The sequence below is a fragment of the Seonamhaeicola marinus genome (assembly GCF_008085455.1).
Genome location: NZ_VSDQ01000577.1, coordinates 272089 through 289871 on the forward strand (window position 1 = coordinate 272089; position 17783 = coordinate 289871).

Annotated in this window: 20 protein-coding genes; all 20 read left to right on the forward strand. The window is 34.5% G+C overall.

All coding sequences use genetic code 11. From position 1 onward, the window contains the following. The first annotated feature begins 48 nt into the window (after positions 1–48). Positions 49–540: a hypothetical protein gene (locus FUA24_RS09595; RefSeq protein ID WP_148541752.1), complete on the forward strand. Its 492-nt coding sequence runs from the start codon at positions 49–51 to the stop codon at positions 538–540. A gap of 29 nt (positions 541–569) precedes the next feature. Further along, on the forward strand, positions 570–2120 hold the full coding sequence (locus tag FUA24_RS09600) for a Do family serine endopeptidase (RefSeq protein ID WP_148541754.1): 1551 nt from the start codon (positions 570–572) through the stop codon (positions 2118–2120). 65 nt (positions 2121–2185) lie between these two features. Then, positions 2186–2968, forward strand: a complete 783-nt coding sequence (locus FUA24_RS09605; RefSeq protein ID WP_148541756.1) for a patatin-like phospholipase family protein — start codon at positions 2186–2188, stop codon at positions 2966–2968. Between the two features lie 752 nt (positions 2969–3720). Further along, positions 3721–6420 carry a S9 family peptidase gene (locus FUA24_RS09610; protein ID WP_148541758.1) on the forward strand — a complete coding sequence of 900 codons (2700 nt, stop codon included), beginning with the start codon at positions 3721–3723 and terminating at the stop codon, positions 6418–6420. Between the two features lie 152 nt (positions 6421–6572). Next, positions 6573–6872 (forward strand): phage repressor protein, encoded by a 300-nt coding sequence (locus FUA24_RS09615; RefSeq protein WP_148541760.1) that lies wholly within the window; start codon positions 6573–6575, stop codon positions 6870–6872. 599 nt (positions 6873–7471) lie between these two features. Further along, on the forward strand, positions 7472–8161 hold the full coding sequence (locus FUA24_RS09620; RefSeq protein ID WP_148541762.1) for a hypothetical protein: 690 nt from the start codon (positions 7472–7474) through the stop codon (positions 8159–8161). After that, on the forward strand, positions 8146–9537 hold the full coding sequence (locus FUA24_RS09625) for an RtcB family protein (RefSeq protein ID WP_148541764.1): 1392 nt from the start codon (positions 8146–8148) through the stop codon (positions 9535–9537). Before FUA24_RS09620 ends, FUA24_RS09625 begins: the two co-directional genes overlap by 16 nt. Positions 9538–9544: 7 nt before the next feature. After that, a complete protein-coding gene (locus FUA24_RS09630; protein WP_148541766.1) occupies positions 9545–10093 on the forward strand; it encodes a hypothetical protein in 549 nt (182 codons plus the stop codon). Continuing rightward, positions 10090–10779 (forward strand): peptide chain release factor H, encoded by a 690-nt coding sequence (gene prfH / locus FUA24_RS09635; RefSeq protein WP_148541768.1) that lies wholly within the window; start codon positions 10090–10092, stop codon positions 10777–10779. Before FUA24_RS09630 ends, prfH begins: the two co-directional genes overlap by 4 nt. Continuing rightward, positions 10769–11314 (forward strand): 3'-5' exonuclease, encoded by a 546-nt coding sequence (locus tag FUA24_RS09640; protein WP_148541770.1) that lies wholly within the window; start codon positions 10769–10771, stop codon positions 11312–11314. The genes prfH and FUA24_RS09640 overlap by 11 nt, the downstream gene beginning before the upstream one ends. 47 nt (positions 11315–11361) lie before the next feature. Then, entirely contained in the window at positions 11362–12054 is a 693-nt protein-coding gene (locus tag FUA24_RS09645; RefSeq protein WP_148541773.1) for an NUDIX hydrolase, read from the forward strand. A 64-nt stretch (positions 12055–12118) separates the two neighbouring features. Beyond that, entirely contained in the window at positions 12119–12958 is an 840-nt protein-coding gene (prs, locus tag FUA24_RS09650) for a ribose-phosphate diphosphokinase (RefSeq protein ID WP_148541774.1), read from the forward strand. A 1-nt stretch (position 12959) separates the two neighbouring features. Further along, positions 12960–13520, forward strand: coding sequence for an NADAR family protein (locus FUA24_RS09655; protein ID WP_148541776.1), 561 nt, complete (start codon positions 12960–12962; stop codon positions 13518–13520). Beyond that, complete coding sequence (locus FUA24_RS09660) at positions 13517–14485, forward strand: ADP-ribosylglycohydrolase family protein (RefSeq protein ID WP_187388235.1); 969 nt, start codon at positions 13517–13519, stop codon at positions 14483–14485. The genes FUA24_RS09655 and FUA24_RS09660 overlap by 4 nt, the downstream gene beginning before the upstream one ends. After that, positions 14463–14873, forward strand: a complete 411-nt coding sequence (locus FUA24_RS09665; protein WP_148541778.1) for an ADP-ribosylation/crystallin J1 — start codon at positions 14463–14465, stop codon at positions 14871–14873. The genes FUA24_RS09660 and FUA24_RS09665 overlap by 23 nt, the downstream gene beginning before the upstream one ends. A gap of 15 nt (positions 14874–14888) precedes the next feature. Beyond that, a complete protein-coding gene (locus FUA24_RS09670) occupies positions 14889–15398 on the forward strand; it encodes an O-acetyl-ADP-ribose deacetylase (RefSeq protein ID WP_148541780.1) in 510 nt (169 codons plus the stop codon). Continuing rightward, positions 15388–16275, forward strand: a complete 888-nt coding sequence (locus tag FUA24_RS09675) for an ADP-ribosylglycohydrolase family protein (RefSeq protein ID WP_187388236.1) — start codon at positions 15388–15390, stop codon at positions 16273–16275. The genes FUA24_RS09670 and FUA24_RS09675 overlap by 11 nt, the downstream gene beginning before the upstream one ends. A gap of 2 nt (positions 16276–16277) precedes the next feature. Beyond that, a complete protein-coding gene (locus FUA24_RS09680) occupies positions 16278–16820 on the forward strand; it encodes an RNA 2'-phosphotransferase (protein ID WP_148541783.1) in 543 nt (180 codons plus the stop codon). Next, the gene (locus FUA24_RS09685) at positions 16817–17368 is read left to right on the forward strand and encodes a 2OG-Fe(II) oxygenase (RefSeq protein ID WP_148541785.1); all 552 of its coding nucleotides are present in this window, start codon (positions 16817–16819) and stop codon (positions 17366–17368) included. Before FUA24_RS09680 ends, FUA24_RS09685 begins: the two co-directional genes overlap by 4 nt. Next, positions 17358–17780: a hypothetical protein gene (locus tag FUA24_RS09690; RefSeq protein WP_148541787.1), complete on the forward strand. Its 423-nt coding sequence runs from the start codon at positions 17358–17360 to the stop codon at positions 17778–17780. The genes FUA24_RS09685 and FUA24_RS09690 overlap by 11 nt, the downstream gene beginning before the upstream one ends. Positions 17781–17783 lie beyond the last annotated feature (3 nt).

The following is a 17783-nucleotide window of genomic DNA, read 5'->3' on the forward strand; positions in this document are numbered from 1 at the left end:
GCAACTTGTATTATATGTTTTTAGTTGAACCAAATAAAATAAAAGGAAATGAAAAAGTATATGATATTGTTACTGGTGTTCTTAATAAGTCTTATTGGCTGTAAGAATGAATTAAAGAAAGAAGAAGTCGTAGCTACTGATAGTGATAAAAAAGAAGCTGAACAACCCAAAGGAGCTTGGAAAGTTGATAAAGAGTTTGATGAAAAAGGCAACCTTATTCATTATGACAGTATTTACTCGTGGTCCTCAGGAACTTCTTTAGATGACCTAACTTCCGTAGAGAAGGACAGTATGTTGAACAATTTTGAATCCAAGTTCTATAGCCGGTTTTCTCAATTTAAAAATGAAGGTTTTGGTGATATCTTTCAGAAAGATTCACTTTTTGGCAACTATTTTTTCAATGATGGCTTTTTTGATAGTGACTTTGGTACTGACTTTATGGAACTAGATAAAACGCACAAAAGAATGATGGATAGACATAGGAACTTTTTGGAAAAATATCGTTTAGATTTTAATAATAAAGAGAAAGACAGCTTATAAATGTATTAATAAAATAAAACCTATTTAAAATGAAAAAGACAGTTTTAGTATCAATTTTTGTATCCCTGATGATAAGTTTTAGTGTAATAGGAGGCTATCATTATTTGGGGAAAAAAGAAGTGGCTATTAAGCATATTAACACGACTCCTAATCACAAAGTGCTATATGCCGCAAATGCAGAGGGAGAAATTACCCCTCTGGACTTTACAAAAACTACTGAAAAGGTTTTAGATGCAGTTGTTCATATTTCTGCAAAAAAAATGATGCCTACAGGAAGTAACAAAATGTTCCAGTATCGTGAGCTTCCAGATCCATTCCGTGAGTTTTTTGGAGAAGGCCCTTTCGGTCAGTTTTTTGGAAGAAAGTATTATAACGGAAAGCCTCAAGAGCCTAATAGTCCGGAGGAAAATAACAAACCAAAGGAAATGCCCGTTATGGGAACTGGCTCTGGCGTAATCGTGAATGAGAAAGGATATATCTTAACTAACAACCATGTGATTCAGGATGCAGACGAGATTGAGGTAACGCTTCATGATAATGGTAGCTATAAGGCTACGGTAATTGGTACCGACCCCTCTACAGATCTTGCATTATTGCAAATAAAAAAGGATGACCTTATAGCATTGCCATTTGTTAATTCAGATGATGTACAGGTTGGGGAATGGGTATTGGCCGTAGGCAATCCGTTCAGCCTCAATTCCACTGTGACTGCAGGTATTGTAAGTGCAAAGGCCAGAAATATTAATGTAAATCAAGATAAGTTTGCTGTAGAGAGTTTTATTCAGACTGATGCCGCAATCAATCCAGGAAATAGCGGAGGTGCTTTGGTTAACCTTAATGGAGACCTAATAGGTATTAATACGGCAATTGCATCCAGAACGGGAACATATAATGGCTATGGGTTTGCCGTTCCCAGTAATATTGCCAGCAAGGTAGTAGAGGATTTATTGAATTATGGAGCGGTTCAACGCGGTATGTTGGGTATTAATATAGCAACCCTTAACGGAGCGTTAGCAAAAGAAAAGGAGATTGATTTAACCCAAGGTGTTTATGTCGCTTCGGTTGGAGAAGGATCTGCTGCCGATGAAGCTGGGGTGAAAGAGGGCGATGTTATTTTAAAAGTTGATAATCGTGACGTGAAGGCATCGCCTGAGTTACAAGAGCTAATAGCCCTTAAAAGACCTGGAGATGAAGTGGCTCTGGTGGTAAATAGGGAAGGCAAGGAAAAAGAGTTCAAAGTAACTCTACAGAATAGAATTGGAAGCACTAAGGTGAAAAAGAAAGAACATGCCAAGATCCTAAACTTTTTAGGAGCAGAACTAGAAGCCCTTGAAAAGGAAGAAGCCAAGAAAATTGGGGTTGATAGTGGTGTTAAAATCACTTCTTTATACGCTGGTAAGCTTAGAAAATTTACACAAGTACGAGAAGGCTTCATTATTACCCATATTGATGGCCATAAGGTAAAGAGCGTAAAAGATGTCATGGATGCATTGGAAAACAAACAAGGTGGGGTGATGTTAGAAGGTGTCTATGAAGATATGCCAGGCAAATATTACTATGCCATTGGTGTAGATTCATGATTCTAAATCCAATTTCTTAAAGAAGGGGGGCAATGTCGCCCCCTTATTTATAAAACCAAAAGATTATGAAACTTGAAACCATAGTCAATAATAAGTCCATTGGATTGGTGCTCTCTGGAGGAGGCGTGAAGGGTATGGCTCATATAGGGGTGCTGAAAGCTCTAATTCAAAGGGATATTTATCCTGATTATATCTCTGGGGTTAGCGCGGGAGCATTGGTAGGAGGCTTATATGCAGATGGGGCTTCGGTAGAGGATATGCTGACGTTTTTTAAAGAAACCCCTTTGCTAAAGTATAACTTTGTTACGATAAATAAACCTGGGCTTTTTGATACGGACAAGTACCTTAGTTTTTTTGAAGAATCCTTCACGGCTCATTATTTTGAGAAACTGGAAAAAAGGCTTACGGTAGTGGCTACCAATTTACAAAAGGGACGAGTTGAATATTTTAATAGGGGAGAATTATTTAAGGCTTTATTGGCTTCGGCTGCTTTACCACCCGTTTTCAGTCCTGTGAATATTGATGGTGTGCTTTATGCAGATGGAGGTATTATGAATAACTTCCCTGTTGAACCTTTGGTTGATAGTAGTGATATAATCTTTGGGTGTTATGCCTCGTCACTTAAGGAAATAGGTAAGGGGCAAATAAAAAATGCTTTGCAAATCTCCCAAAGGGCAAATTTATTAATGCTTCATGCTAATGCAGCCGATAAACTTTGTGTACCGGATTTGCTCTTTGTTCCTGAAGAGCTGGGAGGGATTGGTGTTTTGGACAAAAAAGGAATTGACAAAGCTTTTAATGTTGGTTATGATTGTGCCAACAGAAAATTGGATGATTGGTTAAATTAAGATATAATATTTAGGGTATTGAATAGTTGATGTTTAATTTTAAATCGTTAAAAAATGGGAACTTTAGCAATTATAATGTCCGTAATTTTGTTGATATATGCTTTTTTCTTGTACATCGCTTATCGGTTTTTCTTTTCAGAGGAAAAAAACAAATGGAGTGTAAATAAGATAATGGATAGACTGACAAAATTTTACTCACAGTTAATAAACTGGATAGACAAAAAAACATCATCCCGTAAGTCAGGTGAACTAGAATTTTGAATGATTTAGGTTTTTGCTCCATATCAAAAAACTAAAGCTCATTTTAAATTCTTGTGCATTAATTTAATTTAATACCAATTATTGCATATTTTTACAAAAAGGCGATTGTCGTAATATTAGACCAAATAGTACTAAGATTCAGGTCTACAAATCGGTCAACATTTGCAAGGATAAGCATATAAGATATAAGAAATATGCGGGATAAGGAATTAGTTCGAATCCTGTCGCGATCACAAAAATCCTCACTTTTTAAGTGGGGATTTTTTGTTTTATATAACCTCTCAGACTAACACGCTTTTTAAGTAATCAGAATTTGATAGTTTGGGTTACTTAAAAAATGAGGTTTCTAACTAATTCAAATAATTGCTACTGTAAAATTACCGAATTCATAAAACTACTTAAAGGGGCGTATTATTAGTAAAGTAATTTGTAAATTCACCGAATTACAAAAATCCATTAAAACTAATAACCTTATTACACTTTTAAATAAAATGCGTATTAAATATTTTTATCTGATTGCTTTGCTAGTCTTATCTGTTAAATTTAGTTACTGTCAAAATGAGGGTGATCCAACACGTTGGACTCCAAAAGATATCATTAATACAGAGAAGTTAAATTCCGTTTCTATTTCGCCAGATAATTCCATGGTCGTATGGACAAAACAAAAAGGAGTTAAGGATAAAGACCGCTTTGTTTCCGATATTTATTTGACAAGGCTGGATATTAAGGAGAAAGATAGTTATAAAACCATTCAATTAACTAATGGTAAGGATAATGATTACAGTCCAATTTTTTCTGTTGATGGAGAATACATCTACTTTTTGTCGTCTAGAGACAAGGGACAGAAATTATGGAAATTAAGTATTTATGGAGGAGAAGCCCAAGAAGTAAAAGAATTTAAAAATGGCATTTCTAATTTACAATGGAAAAATAAGGACACCTTATTATTTCAATCTTATGATGGTAAAACCTTATATGAAATAACAAATAAAGAGAAGAAAGATAATGTTGTTATCGTTGAAGATAGTTTAAATTGGAAACCAAATCACGTCTATGCATTTAATTTAAAGAATAAAACCACTACAAGATTAACTTCAAATAAAAAACCATTATCTGGATATAAGATTTCTAAAGACGGAAAATGGTTGGTTTATGGCGTACAACGTAATATAAGTCACGCTTCAGATGCCCAAAGAGATCCATATCAGTATTTAAAAAACTTAGAGACGGGAAAAACAACCAGAATACTCTCCGAATTTGGTTATCCAACCTATGGTTTTAAATTTACTGAAGATTCCAAAGGGTTTTATTTTTCCTCAGAATATGGTTCTAACCCTAAATATAATGGGGCTGGGATAAATGAATTGTTTTATTTCGACTTGGAGGCAATGGGTCATAAGAAAGTCAATTTAAAATGGAACTTAGGTCATGCAGGTGGCTATTACGTTGTTGGTAATGACATCATAGTGTCTTTAGCTAATAGGGCAACAAGGCGTTTGGCCTATTATAAAAAAAATGGAACCACTTGGGTGAAGAAAAAAATTGATTTGGGAGAAAAGAACGATCATGTGTCCATTAATTCGGTTTCTAAAGATGGTTCAAAAATAGCCTATACGTATTCCACTGCGTCAAGATTACCAAGTTTTCATATTTCGGATTTAAAAGAACACAAATTCTTAAATGAGAAAGCGTTCGTTACCTTGAACAAAAATCTTTCAAAAAAGCCAATTACTAAAAGTGAAGTTATGGTTTGGAAAGGGTATAACAACGAAGAGGTTACAGGCCTCCTATATTATCCTGAAAATTATGTTGAAGGTAAAAGGTATCCTTTAATGCTATCTATACATGGAGGACCTGCTAGTCAGGATTTAGATACTTGGTCCGAACGTTGGAGTACCTATCCTAATTTGTTAGCTCAAAGAGGAATGTTTGTGTTAAAGCCTAATTACCACGGATCTGCTAATCATGGCTTATCCTATGTAGAGAGTATTAAAGAAAACTATTATGAGCCCGAAATGGAAGACATAATAAAAGGAATTGAGGTCTTACACAAAGAGGGTAAAATAGATAAGGATAAAATGGGAACAATGGGTTGGTCTAATGGTGCTATAATTACAACCATGCTAACGGTAAAATATCCCGATATGTTTAAGGTTGCGGCTCCTGGTGCTGGTGATGTAAACTGGACATCAGATTATGGTACATGTAGATTTGGTGTAAGTTTTGATCAACATTATTTTGGAGGTGCACCTTGGGACGATGTCAATGGTAAAAAATATAATGAAAATTATATTCTTAAATCGCCTTTATTTGAAATAGAAAAAATTAAAACACCTACCATTATATTTCACGGAAGTGCAGATAGAGCTGTTCCAAGAGATCAAGGTTGGGAATATTATAGAGGTTTGCAACAAGTAGGAAAGACGCCAGTTCGTTTTCTTTGGTTTCCCGAGCAACCACATGGTTTAAGAAAAATTACGCACCAGTTACGTAAAATGAATGAAGAAATAACTTGGATAGAAACCTATTTACTTAACAAGCCTAAAACTAAAAATCCCGCTTTTAAAAAAGGTAGTCCTTTAGATAATATGTTAAAACTGCAATCTGTAAAATCTGTTGATGGGCTGTATGGAGAAATGTTTAATAAGGTATTAATTCCAGAAACGGTGAGCATCAAAAAGGATTCAACCGCTATTGGTCGTTTTGAAGTTACTAATGCTCAATTTAAAGCATATAAACCAAATTATAATTATACTGTAGGTCATGATAATTATCCAGTTGTGGTTAATTTATCAACTGCAAAAGATTATATTAGTTGGTTGTCTAAACTTACAGGAAAAACATTTCGATTACCAAATGTAAAAGAGGCCAAAACATTGCGAAAATCGGCAAGAAAAGTGGCAGCCAAAGAAAATACGCTAAATTATTGGGCTGGCTATGAATTGGTGCCTAGCGATTACGAAAAACTAAAGGGGAAACTTGAAGGTTTAAATACGTCACTTTTAAAACCTGTGGGAAGTTTTAAAGCATGTAAAGTAGGTAAAGCAGAAGTTTATGATCTGGGAGGAAATGTGGCAGAGTTTTTTGAAGGAGGAATTTATGGATTTAGTGCCTATGACTATTTCGATACTTATAATGACAATGATTTAACAAAGAGTAACTATACAGGAATTAGGCTTATAGAAGAATAGGAAAGTTAAACCTCTATTTTGAATGAAAATAATTTTATTTGGAACATATGTAAAAATTCTTGCATCTTTGCACTAGTTCATTGAAATTGTTCTTTTGAAAATTTTATGGGATATGTAATACAATAGTGTGTTACATAACTTTTAAAATTAGAATGATGAATTGGAAAATTCAAAAATTGAGTAATGGAGAAACCATTATTTCAAAAGAGCCCGGAAATTCTATGTTACCTATTTTAAAATCTAAACAACCAGTAAGACTTACACCTATTAGTTGGGAAGATTGCAAAGTAGGAGATATTGTATTTTGTAAAGTACGTGGTAACTGTTTTACCCACCTTGTAAAAGGAAAAAACAGTAAACGAGGTGTACTTATAGGTAATAATCACGGTAGAATTAACGGATGGACTAAAAATGTATATGGTAAAGTAGTAGAAATACTATCTATGTCATAGACATTTCTATAGAAAAAATAACAAAATAAAGTATAATAAACTATGTATAACGTATTAACAACATATAAGAGGACGCTTAAAGGCTACCTGTGTTGTGTTTTGATAGGGTAGAAAACTTTAAAAATTATATAATTAGAAAGGCGTCCAAGAAATTGGACGCTTTTTTTTTAATTTTTTTTCAGAATTAACAGCATGTGAGGCTTAACCTAAATAGCAATGCCACAAGAGGTTACATTTTCTGCATAAAGCGGACAGGAATTTTATTGCTTAAAATTTAATTAAAATACTGTAAATCAATTAATTATATTTAAATTTTTCTTGCATAATCCAAAAATACAATTCATCTTTGCATCGCAATAAAGCACATAATATAGTTTAAAAAAGAAGCACTATGTCATTTATTAAATCACAGAATATCATGCACAAAGAACTAGGTTTTATTGAGCATACGCTTCGAGACTTCTTGTTTGATTAAATAGAATTTCCTCTATCATATTTTCAAAAGTCCGAAGCCAAAACGTTTCGGACTTTTTTGTTTACCACTTTCTGGTTTCACACTTAAGTTCCCGAACACATAGTAATACATTAATCTATGATAATTGAAACCAAAACATATCAAAGAGCAAAGACAGAAAGAAGTTCGTCGTATTTGGAATCGCCGTTATGAGATTTGGAATGAGATGCGCGCCTTGGGTTATATAAAATTAGATAAACCTATACGCCATGGTTGGTTTAAAGAAATTGTAATAACGCATAAGGTAGAGCGCTATAAAAACGAAGCAGCTATTTTAGAGTTGTATGATAAGATTGAAAAATGCTTTTGGGGTAGAACCAAACCAGATGCCGAAAGCGCATGGCAGAAGCAAACCTCAAGTTATCTTATTTACAGAGATTTTCCAACTATAAGTAAAAAGCAATTCAACAAATTGAGTTTTAAAGCACAATGTTTGTGCACGCCATTTTACTACAGAAATGCTCAAAAGAAACTCAGGTTGAGATTTTATATAAGAATACCTAAAGCTGCTTATAGAATTAAGTATACAAGAGCTTATATAACGCATTCAAAACGTATAGATCCGCAATTAGAAAGTGAATCCGCTTTGTTAGATCAGCAACTTTTGAAAAGTGGGTATTATGAAGCAAATGAAAGACAACATAATTGGAAAGACGATTGGAACCTTTCTGAAAGAAAAAAAGAAAAATTAATAATAGAACGTGCCCTTAAAAGGCTTAAAAGCTATCCTATTAAGGACATTTTGGAAGAACAGATATTATGGGAAATAAATTAAAAGGGAAAGACTTAATAAAATTAGGCTTCCCAAAGAACAACAGTATCAATATTGCCTTAGGGCAAATTAATAGATATAGAAAAAGAGAAAAGAAAGAACGCATTTTAGAAGAGGCCAAAACGGTATTGCAAAATCCAGAACAGTTTAAAGGTAATGCTATTTGGGGTAAAGTGGTTGAAGGCTTGCTAAAACCTGTAGAGGTCAAATTCCATCAACTAAGGCATACTAGAGCGCCATTTTCCATTTACGGAGAAAATGAAATAGATGAGCATGCTAAGTATCAGTTATATGATGCTTTAAAATTGCCTGTTGCAGTGCAAGGAGCTTTAATGCCAGATGCACATACAGGTTATGGCTTACCTATTGGAGGGGTGTTAGCCACTGAAAATGCTGTTATTCCGTATGGGGTTGGGGTCGATATAGGATGTAGAATGTGTTTAACCATTTATCCTATTAAGGCATCTTATATTAAGGGAAAGCAGCATCAGCTAGAGAACATCTTGACTAATCATACGAAGTTTGGTATGTATGAAACACATGATAAAAAACATGATCATGAGCTGTTTTCAAGGTCCGAATTCAATGATATTCCTTTGCTAAAAAGACTAAAAGTCAAAGCCTATAAGCAGTTGGGAACTTCGGGGAGTGGTAACCATTTTGTAGAGTTTGGTGTGGTGTCAATTTCGGATACTAATAATCAATGGCAACTTAAACCAGGCGACTATATTGGTTTGTTATCGCATAGTGGTTCCAGAGGCTTAGGAGCTAATATTGCTAAGCATTATACCTATTTGGCTAGTAAACAATGTCCACTACCTAAAAACGTGCAGCATTTGGCTTGGTTGGATTTAGATACTCACGATGGACAGGAATACTGGTTGGCCATGAATTTGGCAGGGGACTACGCTAAAGCTTGTCATGATGACATTCATTATCGTATAGGCAAATTACTGGGTTCTAAAGCCGTAGTTAAGATTGAAAACCATCACAATTTTGCTTGGAAAGAAATGGTAAATGGTAAAGAAGCTATTGTACATAGAAAAGGCGCTACTCCAGCCAATAAAGGCGAGTTGGGTATTATTCCTGGATCTATGACAGCACCCGGATATATTGTTAGTGGCCTTGGAAATACAGAAAGTTTAAACTCCGCATCTCATGGTGCCGGACGTTTGCACTCCAGACGAAAATGCAAGGAAAAATTCACCAAAAGTGATATAAAACATCAGCTTAAAATGAACGATGTAACACTTATTGGTGGTGGTGTAGATGAAGCGCCAATGGCGTATAAAGACATTAAAAAAGTAATGAATAATCAACAAGAATTGGTAGAAGTATTAGGAACCTTCGCTCCAAAGATTGTAAGAATGGATAAGTAAATACATTATGGGAGCAAATCATAATATAAAAAGATATGGAGAATTATGGCCAACGTATAGAATACAACATGGCCTTGATATATTGGAGAAGTTAAAACAGTGGATTGTTATATCTGGTGGTTGGGCATGGCATTTTATGTCTGTTGAAAATCACCTGGAATACAAACATGCTCATGATCACAAGGATATCGACATTTTTGTGAATCCTAAATTAGTACCACGGGTTATGCAGGTTTTATTAGAAGAAGGTTTCAAAAAGGTATGGACGAGGTATGACCATTTACCAAGTCAAGAAAATTTTAGACGTTGTGAAAAGATCGATTGGTTGGAAAACGGAAAGCAGATTAGAATAACGATAGATTTTTTTGAATCAACATCTTTAGAAACAATTGAAGTCAATGGATGGACTCTCGTAGCGCCTAAAACGCTTTTGAGCTATTATTCTAATATTCATTCTAGTGATAAATGCTGGGCAGTAATGGCCGCAGTTAGGCTTTTAAAGGAAGGTGAGAATCCAGTTGGTCATCCACTGTTATCTAAACACCCTTTAAAATGAATGCAAAAGTCATACAAATAACATCTGGAAGGGGACCTGTTGAATGTTGCTGGGTTGTAGCAAAAGTTTTAAAATACGTTATGGAAGCTTTAAAAGCAGCTAAAATAGAATATCAACTTTTACATAGTGTAAAAGGTGTTGAAAACGGAACACTGCAATCGGCAACTATTCAACTAAAAGGTAAGAACCTAGAAGATTTTTTAAACGATTGGTTGGGAACAGTACAATGGATAGGGAAATCTTCCTTTAGAAAATTTCATAAACGTAAAAATTGGTTTGTCGGTATTTATGAGGTGGAAACTAAGGCGGAATTGAGCCTAAAAGAATCCGATATAAAATTTCAAGCCATACGAAGTTCTGGTCCCGGAGGTCAGCATGTTAATAAGGTAAGTTCGGCAATTCGTGCAACGCATATAAAAACAGGCTTGCAAGTTTTGGTAATGGACAGTAGGTCACAACATCAAAACAAAAAGATTGCGATAAAACGTTTGCAAGAACGCATTGCAGAACATAACAATGAAACATTAAAGGCAGAGGTTCAACATAAATGGGAAAACCATCTTAATTTAGAAAGAGGAAACCCAGTGCGTGTTTTTGAAGGAAGCGATTTTAAAGTAAAGAAAAAAAAGAAAAGTTATAAGTCAAAAAGACAACAATTAAAACAAAATTTAAAAAATGAATTATAGTAAAAACATAATAATTATTGATTTAGAAGCCACTTGTTGGAATGGTGAAATCCCAAAAGGACAGGTCAATGAAATTATAGAAATAGGCATCTGTGTATTAGACACAGTGTCGGGTATTATTTCCAAAAACAAAGGCATTTTAATAAAACCAGAACGGTCTAAAGTCAGTACTTTTTGCACAGAACTAACTACCATTACACAAGAGTTATTAGATGATAAAGGAATTTCTTTTACAGAAGCATGTTCGGAATTAAGAGAAGATTATCAAGCTAAAAATTACACTTGGGCCAGTTACGGTGCATATGATTTGAACATGATGAAGCGGCAATGTAAGTTTAGAGGAGAAGAGTACCCATTATCGCAAGACCATATTAACGTAAAAGAATTAGTCTTTAAGACCAAAGGGTTATCAAAAAAGGTTGGGATGAACGGCGCATTGAAACAACTAAATATGGAATTAGAAGGCACACATCACCGTGGGGTTGATGACGCTAAAAACATAGCCAAAATTTTAAATTGGTGTTTAAGGAATTAAAATATATTCTTTTAAGTATTGTATCTTTGTGTTAAATATACGCATAAATGGGTGTGAAACAAGATATAAGAGTTGCTGTAGACGCCGTTGTTTTTGGCTATGAATCTAAAAATAACCTGTCGGTATTGCTCATTAAAAGAGGAATTGAACCTTTTAAAGGAGAGTGGGCATTACCTGGGGGTTTAGTGATGAACGATGAATCTTTAGAAGAAGCTGTAGAACGTGAATTAAAGGAAGAAACGGGCATCACCATTGATTATTTGGAACAGCTTTATACTTTTGGAAAACCTAATAGAGATCCTAGAAATAGGGTAGTAGCGGTTACTTATTTTGTTTTAGTAAAACCTAATCACTTTACCATTAAAGCCGATACAGATGCAGCCGATGTAAAATGGTTCAATTTAAAGGAATTGCCCAAATTGGCTTTTGATCATCAATTAGTACTAGATACTGCTAAAGAACGCCTAAAGTCCAAATTAAGCTACCAACCCATTGGATTTGATCTATTGAATGATGAATTTCCGTTTTCAGATTTAGAACATTTATATATGACTATTTTGGAAAAGGAAATAGATCGAAGAAACTTTAGAAAAAAGATGTTAAGCTTTGGTATTATTGAGGAGACTGATAAAATCGAAAAAATAGGTAGCGGGCGCCCAGCCAAACTTTTCAGATTTAATAAAGTAAAATTCCAACAACTTACGGTTAACAATTTTCACTTCGATATTAAGTTTGTGTAAATTTTACACAATTTTCTTTGCAGCTTTAATATGTCTTTTTATATTTGCGTAAAATAAACGCAATATGATTTTGAATCTAGACAAAAATTTTAACCCTTTTAAAGATAAAAGTGTTATTGAATTTGAAAGCTTTACGTTTTCTGGTGGAGAGCCTCATATTAAAATATTAAGTCCGATATCAGCAGAACAGAAGGTGGTGGTTACACACAGAATCCAATCCTTTAGCGATTTTGGTTTATTGCTAGTGGCTGTAGACGCACTTAAACGAATGGAGGTGAAGACTATTGATGCTTTTATACCCTATTTTCCAGCAGCAAGACAAGATCGTGTAATGGTGTCAGGAGAAGCATTATCGGTAAAAGTCTATGCAGAAATATTAAACAGTTTAGGTTTAAATTGTGTAGTAGTGTACGATCCACATTCTGAAGTTACTCCTGCACTATTAAACGATTGTAAAACGATTTCAAATCACAGTTTTGTAGAACAGGTAATTGCCGATATCAATGAAGAGGTTGTTCTTATTTCACCAGATGGCGGCGCTTTGAAAAAGATTTATAATTTGACCAAAGCTTTAGGTGGGCTAGAAGTCATAGAATGTTCAAAAGTCAGAGATGTTAAAACAGGCGCCATATCAGATTTTAAAGTGTACACAGAAGATTTAAATGGAAAACACTGTTTGGTAGTTGATGATATCTGTGATGGTGGCGGCACCTTTATAGGCTTGGCTCAAGAATTAAAAAAGAAAAATGCAGGTAAATTGTTTCTGGCGGTGAGTCATGGAATCTTTAGTAAAGGATTAAAAGGGTTGAGTACCTATTTTGATAAGATATATAGTACTGATGCTTTTAAAACATTACAGAATACTGAACATTTTTCGCAAATAGAATTAAAAGACTTGGTTTAAAATGAAATATACTAGACAACAATTAATTGCCGATTTTGAACAACAAGAGCGTATTAAGTTTTTGTTCTTTTGGGGGCATACGCCTAACAAAGATGGTAGTATTGGTAAATCATGTTTTAGTCAGTGGTGGGAGGCTGGTTTTGTTGTAGATGGTATTGCTTATAAAACAGCCGAACATTGGATGATGGCCGAAAAAGCGAGACTGTTTAATGATGAAAAGCACTTGGCAGAAATTATAAAATGCAATTCACCAGCTGCAGCAAAACAACTTGGAAGAAAAGTATTTGGGTTTAATCCAGAAAAATGGAATGCCCTTAAATATGACATAGTAAAACAAGGTAACCTACATAAGTTTTCTCAAAATGAAAATTTGAAAAGCTTTCTGTTGAACACAGAAAATCTAGTTCTGGTTGAAGCTAGCCCTAGAGATCGCATTTGGGGTATTGGTATGGGGGAGTCAAATGAAAAGGCTGAAAACCCGCATTTATGGCGAGGAGAAAACCTGTTAGGATTTGCACTTATGGAGGTTCGAGATGAATTAAATATAAAACATAATTTATGAGTCTGTTGGAGAAAATACAAGGTGGAATTATTGGAGTTGCTGTTGGTGACGCTTTGGGCGTGCCAGTGGAATTTAAATCAAGGGAATATTTAAAAGCTAACCCCATTAGGGATTTAATTGGGTACGGATCTTGGAATCAGCCACCAGGAACTTGGTCAGATGATACGTCTTTAACCTTATGTTTACTAGAAGGTCTAATTGAAGATTTTGATATTGAAAACATTGGGAGCCTTTTTGTAAAATGGTATAAGGAGGGGTATTGGGGAGCTCACAATAAAGTATTTGATATCGGTGGAAGCACAAGGTATGCTTTGGATAGAATATTTAAAGGAGAATCGGCTAAATTTTCTGGTAGTTTATTTGAAGAAGAAAATGGTAATGGTTCATTAATGAGAACTTTGCCTTTAATTTATTTCTTAAAAGATATTAAAGAAATAAATGAGCTTTATAAAGTAATAAAAGATGTCTCTTCGATTACCCATGCTCATTTTAGATCATGCTTTTCTTGTTTCGTTTATTGTGTTTTAGGGATTCGTATGTTACAGGGAGATAGTAAAAACGTGGCTTACAAAAATATGCAATCAGACGTTGAAAGATTAGTTGCTTCGAATTCTTTTAATGCTAAAGAACTAAAATTGTTTGATAGAATATTAAGGAATAACATATGGGAATATAAAGAAGAGGAAATTCAATCTAGTGGGTATGTTTTGGATGCGTTGGAGGCTTCTTTATGGTGTTTATATACATCAAACTCATATGAAGAAGCGGTTTTGAAAGCTGTGAATTTGGGAAGAGATACAGATACAACAGGAGCCATTACAGGAGGTTTAGCTGGGCTGTATTACGGTTTTGAGAGTATTCCGGAAGTTTGGAAATTTAGAATAGCAAGATATGATGATATAGAAAGTCTAATTCTAAAGTTTAAAATAAAATTAGAAAAAAATGAAAATAACAACTCTATATAGACCTATAGGTGAAAAAGAACTCATTTTAATTGCTGAGAGTGGATTTAAAACATTTCCACCCAGATTAGAATGGCAGCCTATTTTTTACCCAGTTTTAAATGAGCAATATGCTTGCGAGATTGCGTCGCAATGGAATACAAAAGACGAATTTGGGAACTATTTAGGCTTTGTAACCGCCTTTAAAGTTGCGGAGGATGAGTTCTTAAAATACAAGATTGAGAATGTTGGTGGCACGTATCATAATGAATTATGGGTGCCATCAGAAGATTTAGAACGTTTCAATAATGCCATAGTAGGAGAAATAACAATAACTCATGTATTTATTGGTAAAAATTTTGAGAAAAGCTCGCATGCTGTATCTCAAGAAATTATTAAAAGACTTAGGTAAAAATTAAATAGACAGATGAAAATTAGTTGTGTTCTAGGTGATATAACCAAAATAAAAGTAGATGCCATAGTCAATGCTGCGAATACCTCTTTGTTAGGTGGTGGCGGTGTTGATGGTGCTATCAATAAAGCTGGTGGTAAAGCCATTCTAGAAGCTTGTATCGCAATAAGAAATAAACAAGGCGGTTGTAAAACAGGAGAAGTGGTTATTACCACGGCAGGTTTGTTACCTGCTCAGCATGTCATTCATACGGTTGGTCCCGTTTGGAACGGCGGAAACAAAAATGAAGAGCAACTATTAAAAAACTGTTATCAAAATAGTCTGGAGTTGGCAAAAAAGCATCAAATAAATCGTATTGCTTTTCCAAATATTAGTACAGGAATCCATAAGTTTCCTAAAGTAAAAGCTGCAAAAATTGCTGTAGATATTGTAAAGCTAAACCCTATAGTTGATGAGGTGATTTTTGTGTGTTTTGATGATGAGAATTATAGGATTTACAGAGAATTATTGGCGAATGACGGTTAAGGAAAGATTTGAAGGTTGTATACTGTGCGGTGCCATTGGAGATGCCTGGGGAAGCGCATTTGAGGGCCTCAATGAGGAGGTGACTGAAAACGTATTTTATCCTTTTGGCAAACCTGAAGAAAAAGAACGACTCTGGAGCATTACTGACGATACGCAGTTAACACTCGTTACTGTTGAGGTTTTGTCAAATAAAGATAACATAACCGCTGAAGCTGTTTCAGCAGCATTTCTAAAATTATATCAAGAAAGAAGGATAAGAGGCATTGGAGCAAGTACTTTAAAATCACTGGAAGAATTAAATGCTGGCGGACATTGGAGTCAAGTAGGACGTAGAGGAGAATATGCCGCTGGAAATGGAGCGGCAATGCGTATAGCTCCATTAGCCTTTTTTCGAGACATTTCTAGGGAAGCCATTAGAGACATTTGCACCATCACACATAATAATGATGATGCTTATATAGGAGCACTCTGCATCATAGAAGCTATTCGTTTAATATTAAATAAGGAATGGACTGGTAATGAAAATTTGGTTGAACTCATTATTGAAAGAATTCCAGATTCTAGAGTTAGAGATAGGCTAATTAGGATTAATGCTTTAGATAGTCTAGATGAGGTATATAAGTTAGGAACATCTGGTTATGTGGTAGACTCGGTACCGTTGGCTATTGCTTTTGCAAATAGTATAAATGATTTAGGCTTTGAAAAGATGTTAGAAAGGTTAATTGCAGCAGGAGGAGATACAGATACGAATTGTTCCATGGCGGCTCAGATAGTAGGAACACTAAGAGGAACAAGTTGTATTCCAGACCACTTATTCTTAAAGCTCAAGGCCTTAGATGAATATGAATGGATTGTGTCAACAATACAAAAATTTTAAAAATGACAGAACAACAAAAAAAGAAACTTAGTAAGTTTCTAAGTTATATATTAAGACATCATCCGGATGCTATCGGATTAAAACTTGACGACAATGGATGGGCGAATGTAAATGATCTTCTTAGTACACCCAATATGCGATTCAGCATGGAAGATCTAGAGGAGGTCGTTGCTACCAATGATAAAAAGCGATTTTCTTTCAACGCAGATAAAACTAAAATTAGGGCAAACCAAGGCCATTCTTTAAAAACTGTGGATTTAGAGCTCAAAGCTCAAACACCACCTAAGTTTTTATATCATGGAACGGTGGCTAAGTTTATACCTGAGATTAGGTTAAACGGACTCATAAAAATGAGCAGGCAACATGTGCATTTAAGTAAAGATAGGGACACTGCCGTTAAAGTGGGTTCCCGAAGAGGAAATCCCATAATTCTTAGTATTCGTGCTTTGGATATGCATAACAGTGGTAAGGATTTCTTTATCTCAGATAATGGGGTTTGGTTAACAGATCATATACCTGCGGAGTTTATAGATTTTACAGAATGAAAAAACTAGAGTTACATCCAGAGATTTTTATGGTTGAAAATTTCTTGACCAAAGAAGATTGTGAACTGTTTATAAAGAAAGGAGAGACTGCTTCTTTTGAAGAGGCAAAGGTAAATATTCACGGAAAACAAGTGATGGTTAAGGGCGTTAGAAATAATGAACGTGTGCTTTTTAAAGATGAAGCTTTAGCCGAAAGACTATGGATTAAAATTGCACCTTTTGTTCCAGAAACGTTTGGTGTTTATAAGGCGTTCGGACTAAATGAATTGTTCAGAATTTATAAATATACCGAGGGTCAGCGCTTTAAAATGCATAGAGATGGTAGTTATCAAAGAAACGAATCTGAATGCAGTTTCTTTTCATTCTTAATTTATTTAAATGAAGGGTTTGCCGGTGGTGAAACCTACTTTGAAGAAGGTATAACCGTTACTCCGAAAATGGGAGATGCTTTGCTGTTTCATCACCCTTTAAGGCATGAAGGTAAAGCATTAATTTCGGGAGTTAAATATGTTTTAAGAACTGATATAATGTTTAGGAATGAGAATTAAAGCGGTTTTTAAGGCTTTATTTGGAAATAAAAAAACAATTAATAAGGAGCCTCAAGTTTTTTTAGAAAATGGTAAAATCAAATTTCATAAGGTTAAAGTTTATACAGGTGTTTTTGATATAATCGAAGAGATTAATATGCAGGAAATTGAACAAATCCTAATATGTAGCGAGTATGATAGAGGCAATTCAGAAGCGTCTCTTTTTGTGAAAATTTCGTCCAGAGAACAAGTAATTGATATTGATAACTACATGATTGGCTTTGATGTTCTTGTTGAAGAAATTTTTAAAATATTCGAAATAGATAATTCCTTTCATAGGTACTATAAAGGCAATAAAAGGCTTCAGTACGTTTATCCATTAAAAAGGCAAGGTGTGGAAGTAAAAAGAAATGATTTTAAGTTTAGGAATTAAAGT

Excerpts from the sequence above, each read along its gene's own strand:
- FUA24_RS09595 (WP_148541752.1), top strand. The coding sequence starts at position 49 with ATGAAAAAGTATATGATATTGTTACTGGTGTTCTTAATAAGTCTTATT.
- FUA24_RS09600 (WP_148541754.1), top strand. The coding sequence starts at position 570 with ATGAAAAAGACAGTTTTAGTATCAATTTTTGTATCCCTGATGATAAGT.
- FUA24_RS09605 (WP_148541756.1), top strand. The coding sequence starts at position 2,186 with ATGAAACTTGAAACCATAGTCAATAATAAGTCCATTGGATTGGTGCTC.
- FUA24_RS09610 (WP_148541758.1), top strand. The coding sequence starts at position 3,721 with ATGCGTATTAAATATTTTTATCTGATTGCTTTGCTAGTCTTATCTGTT.
- FUA24_RS09615 (WP_148541760.1), top strand. The coding sequence starts at position 6,573 with ATGATGAATTGGAAAATTCAAAAATTGAGTAATGGAGAAACCATTATT.
- FUA24_RS09625 (WP_148541764.1), top strand. The coding sequence starts at position 8,146 with ATGGGAAATAAATTAAAAGGGAAAGACTTAATAAAATTAGGCTTCCCA.
- FUA24_RS09630 (WP_148541766.1), top strand. The coding sequence starts at position 9,545 with ATGGGAGCAAATCATAATATAAAAAGATATGGAGAATTATGGCCAACG.
- prfH (WP_148541768.1), top strand. The coding sequence starts at position 10,090 with ATGAATGCAAAAGTCATACAAATAACATCTGGAAGGGGACCTGTTGAA.
- FUA24_RS09640 (WP_148541770.1), top strand. The coding sequence starts at position 10,769 with ATGAATTATAGTAAAAACATAATAATTATTGATTTAGAAGCCACTTGT.
- FUA24_RS09645 (WP_148541773.1), top strand. The coding sequence starts at position 11,362 with ATGGGTGTGAAACAAGATATAAGAGTTGCTGTAGACGCCGTTGTTTTT.
- prs (WP_148541774.1), top strand. The coding sequence starts at position 12,119 with ATGATTTTGAATCTAGACAAAAATTTTAACCCTTTTAAAGATAAAAGT.
- FUA24_RS09655 (WP_148541776.1), top strand. The coding sequence starts at position 12,960 with ATGAAATATACTAGACAACAATTAATTGCCGATTTTGAACAACAAGAG.
- FUA24_RS09660 (WP_187388235.1), top strand. The coding sequence starts at position 13,517 with ATGAGTCTGTTGGAGAAAATACAAGGTGGAATTATTGGAGTTGCTGTT.
- FUA24_RS09665 (WP_148541778.1), top strand. The coding sequence starts at position 14,463 with ATGAAAATAACAACTCTATATAGACCTATAGGTGAAAAAGAACTCATT.
- FUA24_RS09670 (WP_148541780.1), top strand. The coding sequence starts at position 14,889 with ATGAAAATTAGTTGTGTTCTAGGTGATATAACCAAAATAAAAGTAGAT.
- FUA24_RS09675 (WP_187388236.1), top strand. The coding sequence starts at position 15,388 with ATGACGGTTAAGGAAAGATTTGAAGGTTGTATACTGTGCGGTGCCATT.
- FUA24_RS09680 (WP_148541783.1), top strand. The coding sequence starts at position 16,278 with ATGACAGAACAACAAAAAAAGAAACTTAGTAAGTTTCTAAGTTATATA.
- FUA24_RS09685 (WP_148541785.1), top strand. The coding sequence starts at position 16,817 with ATGAAAAAACTAGAGTTACATCCAGAGATTTTTATGGTTGAAAATTTC.
- FUA24_RS09690 (WP_148541787.1), top strand. The coding sequence starts at position 17,358 with ATGAGAATTAAAGCGGTTTTTAAGGCTTTATTTGGAAATAAAAAAACA.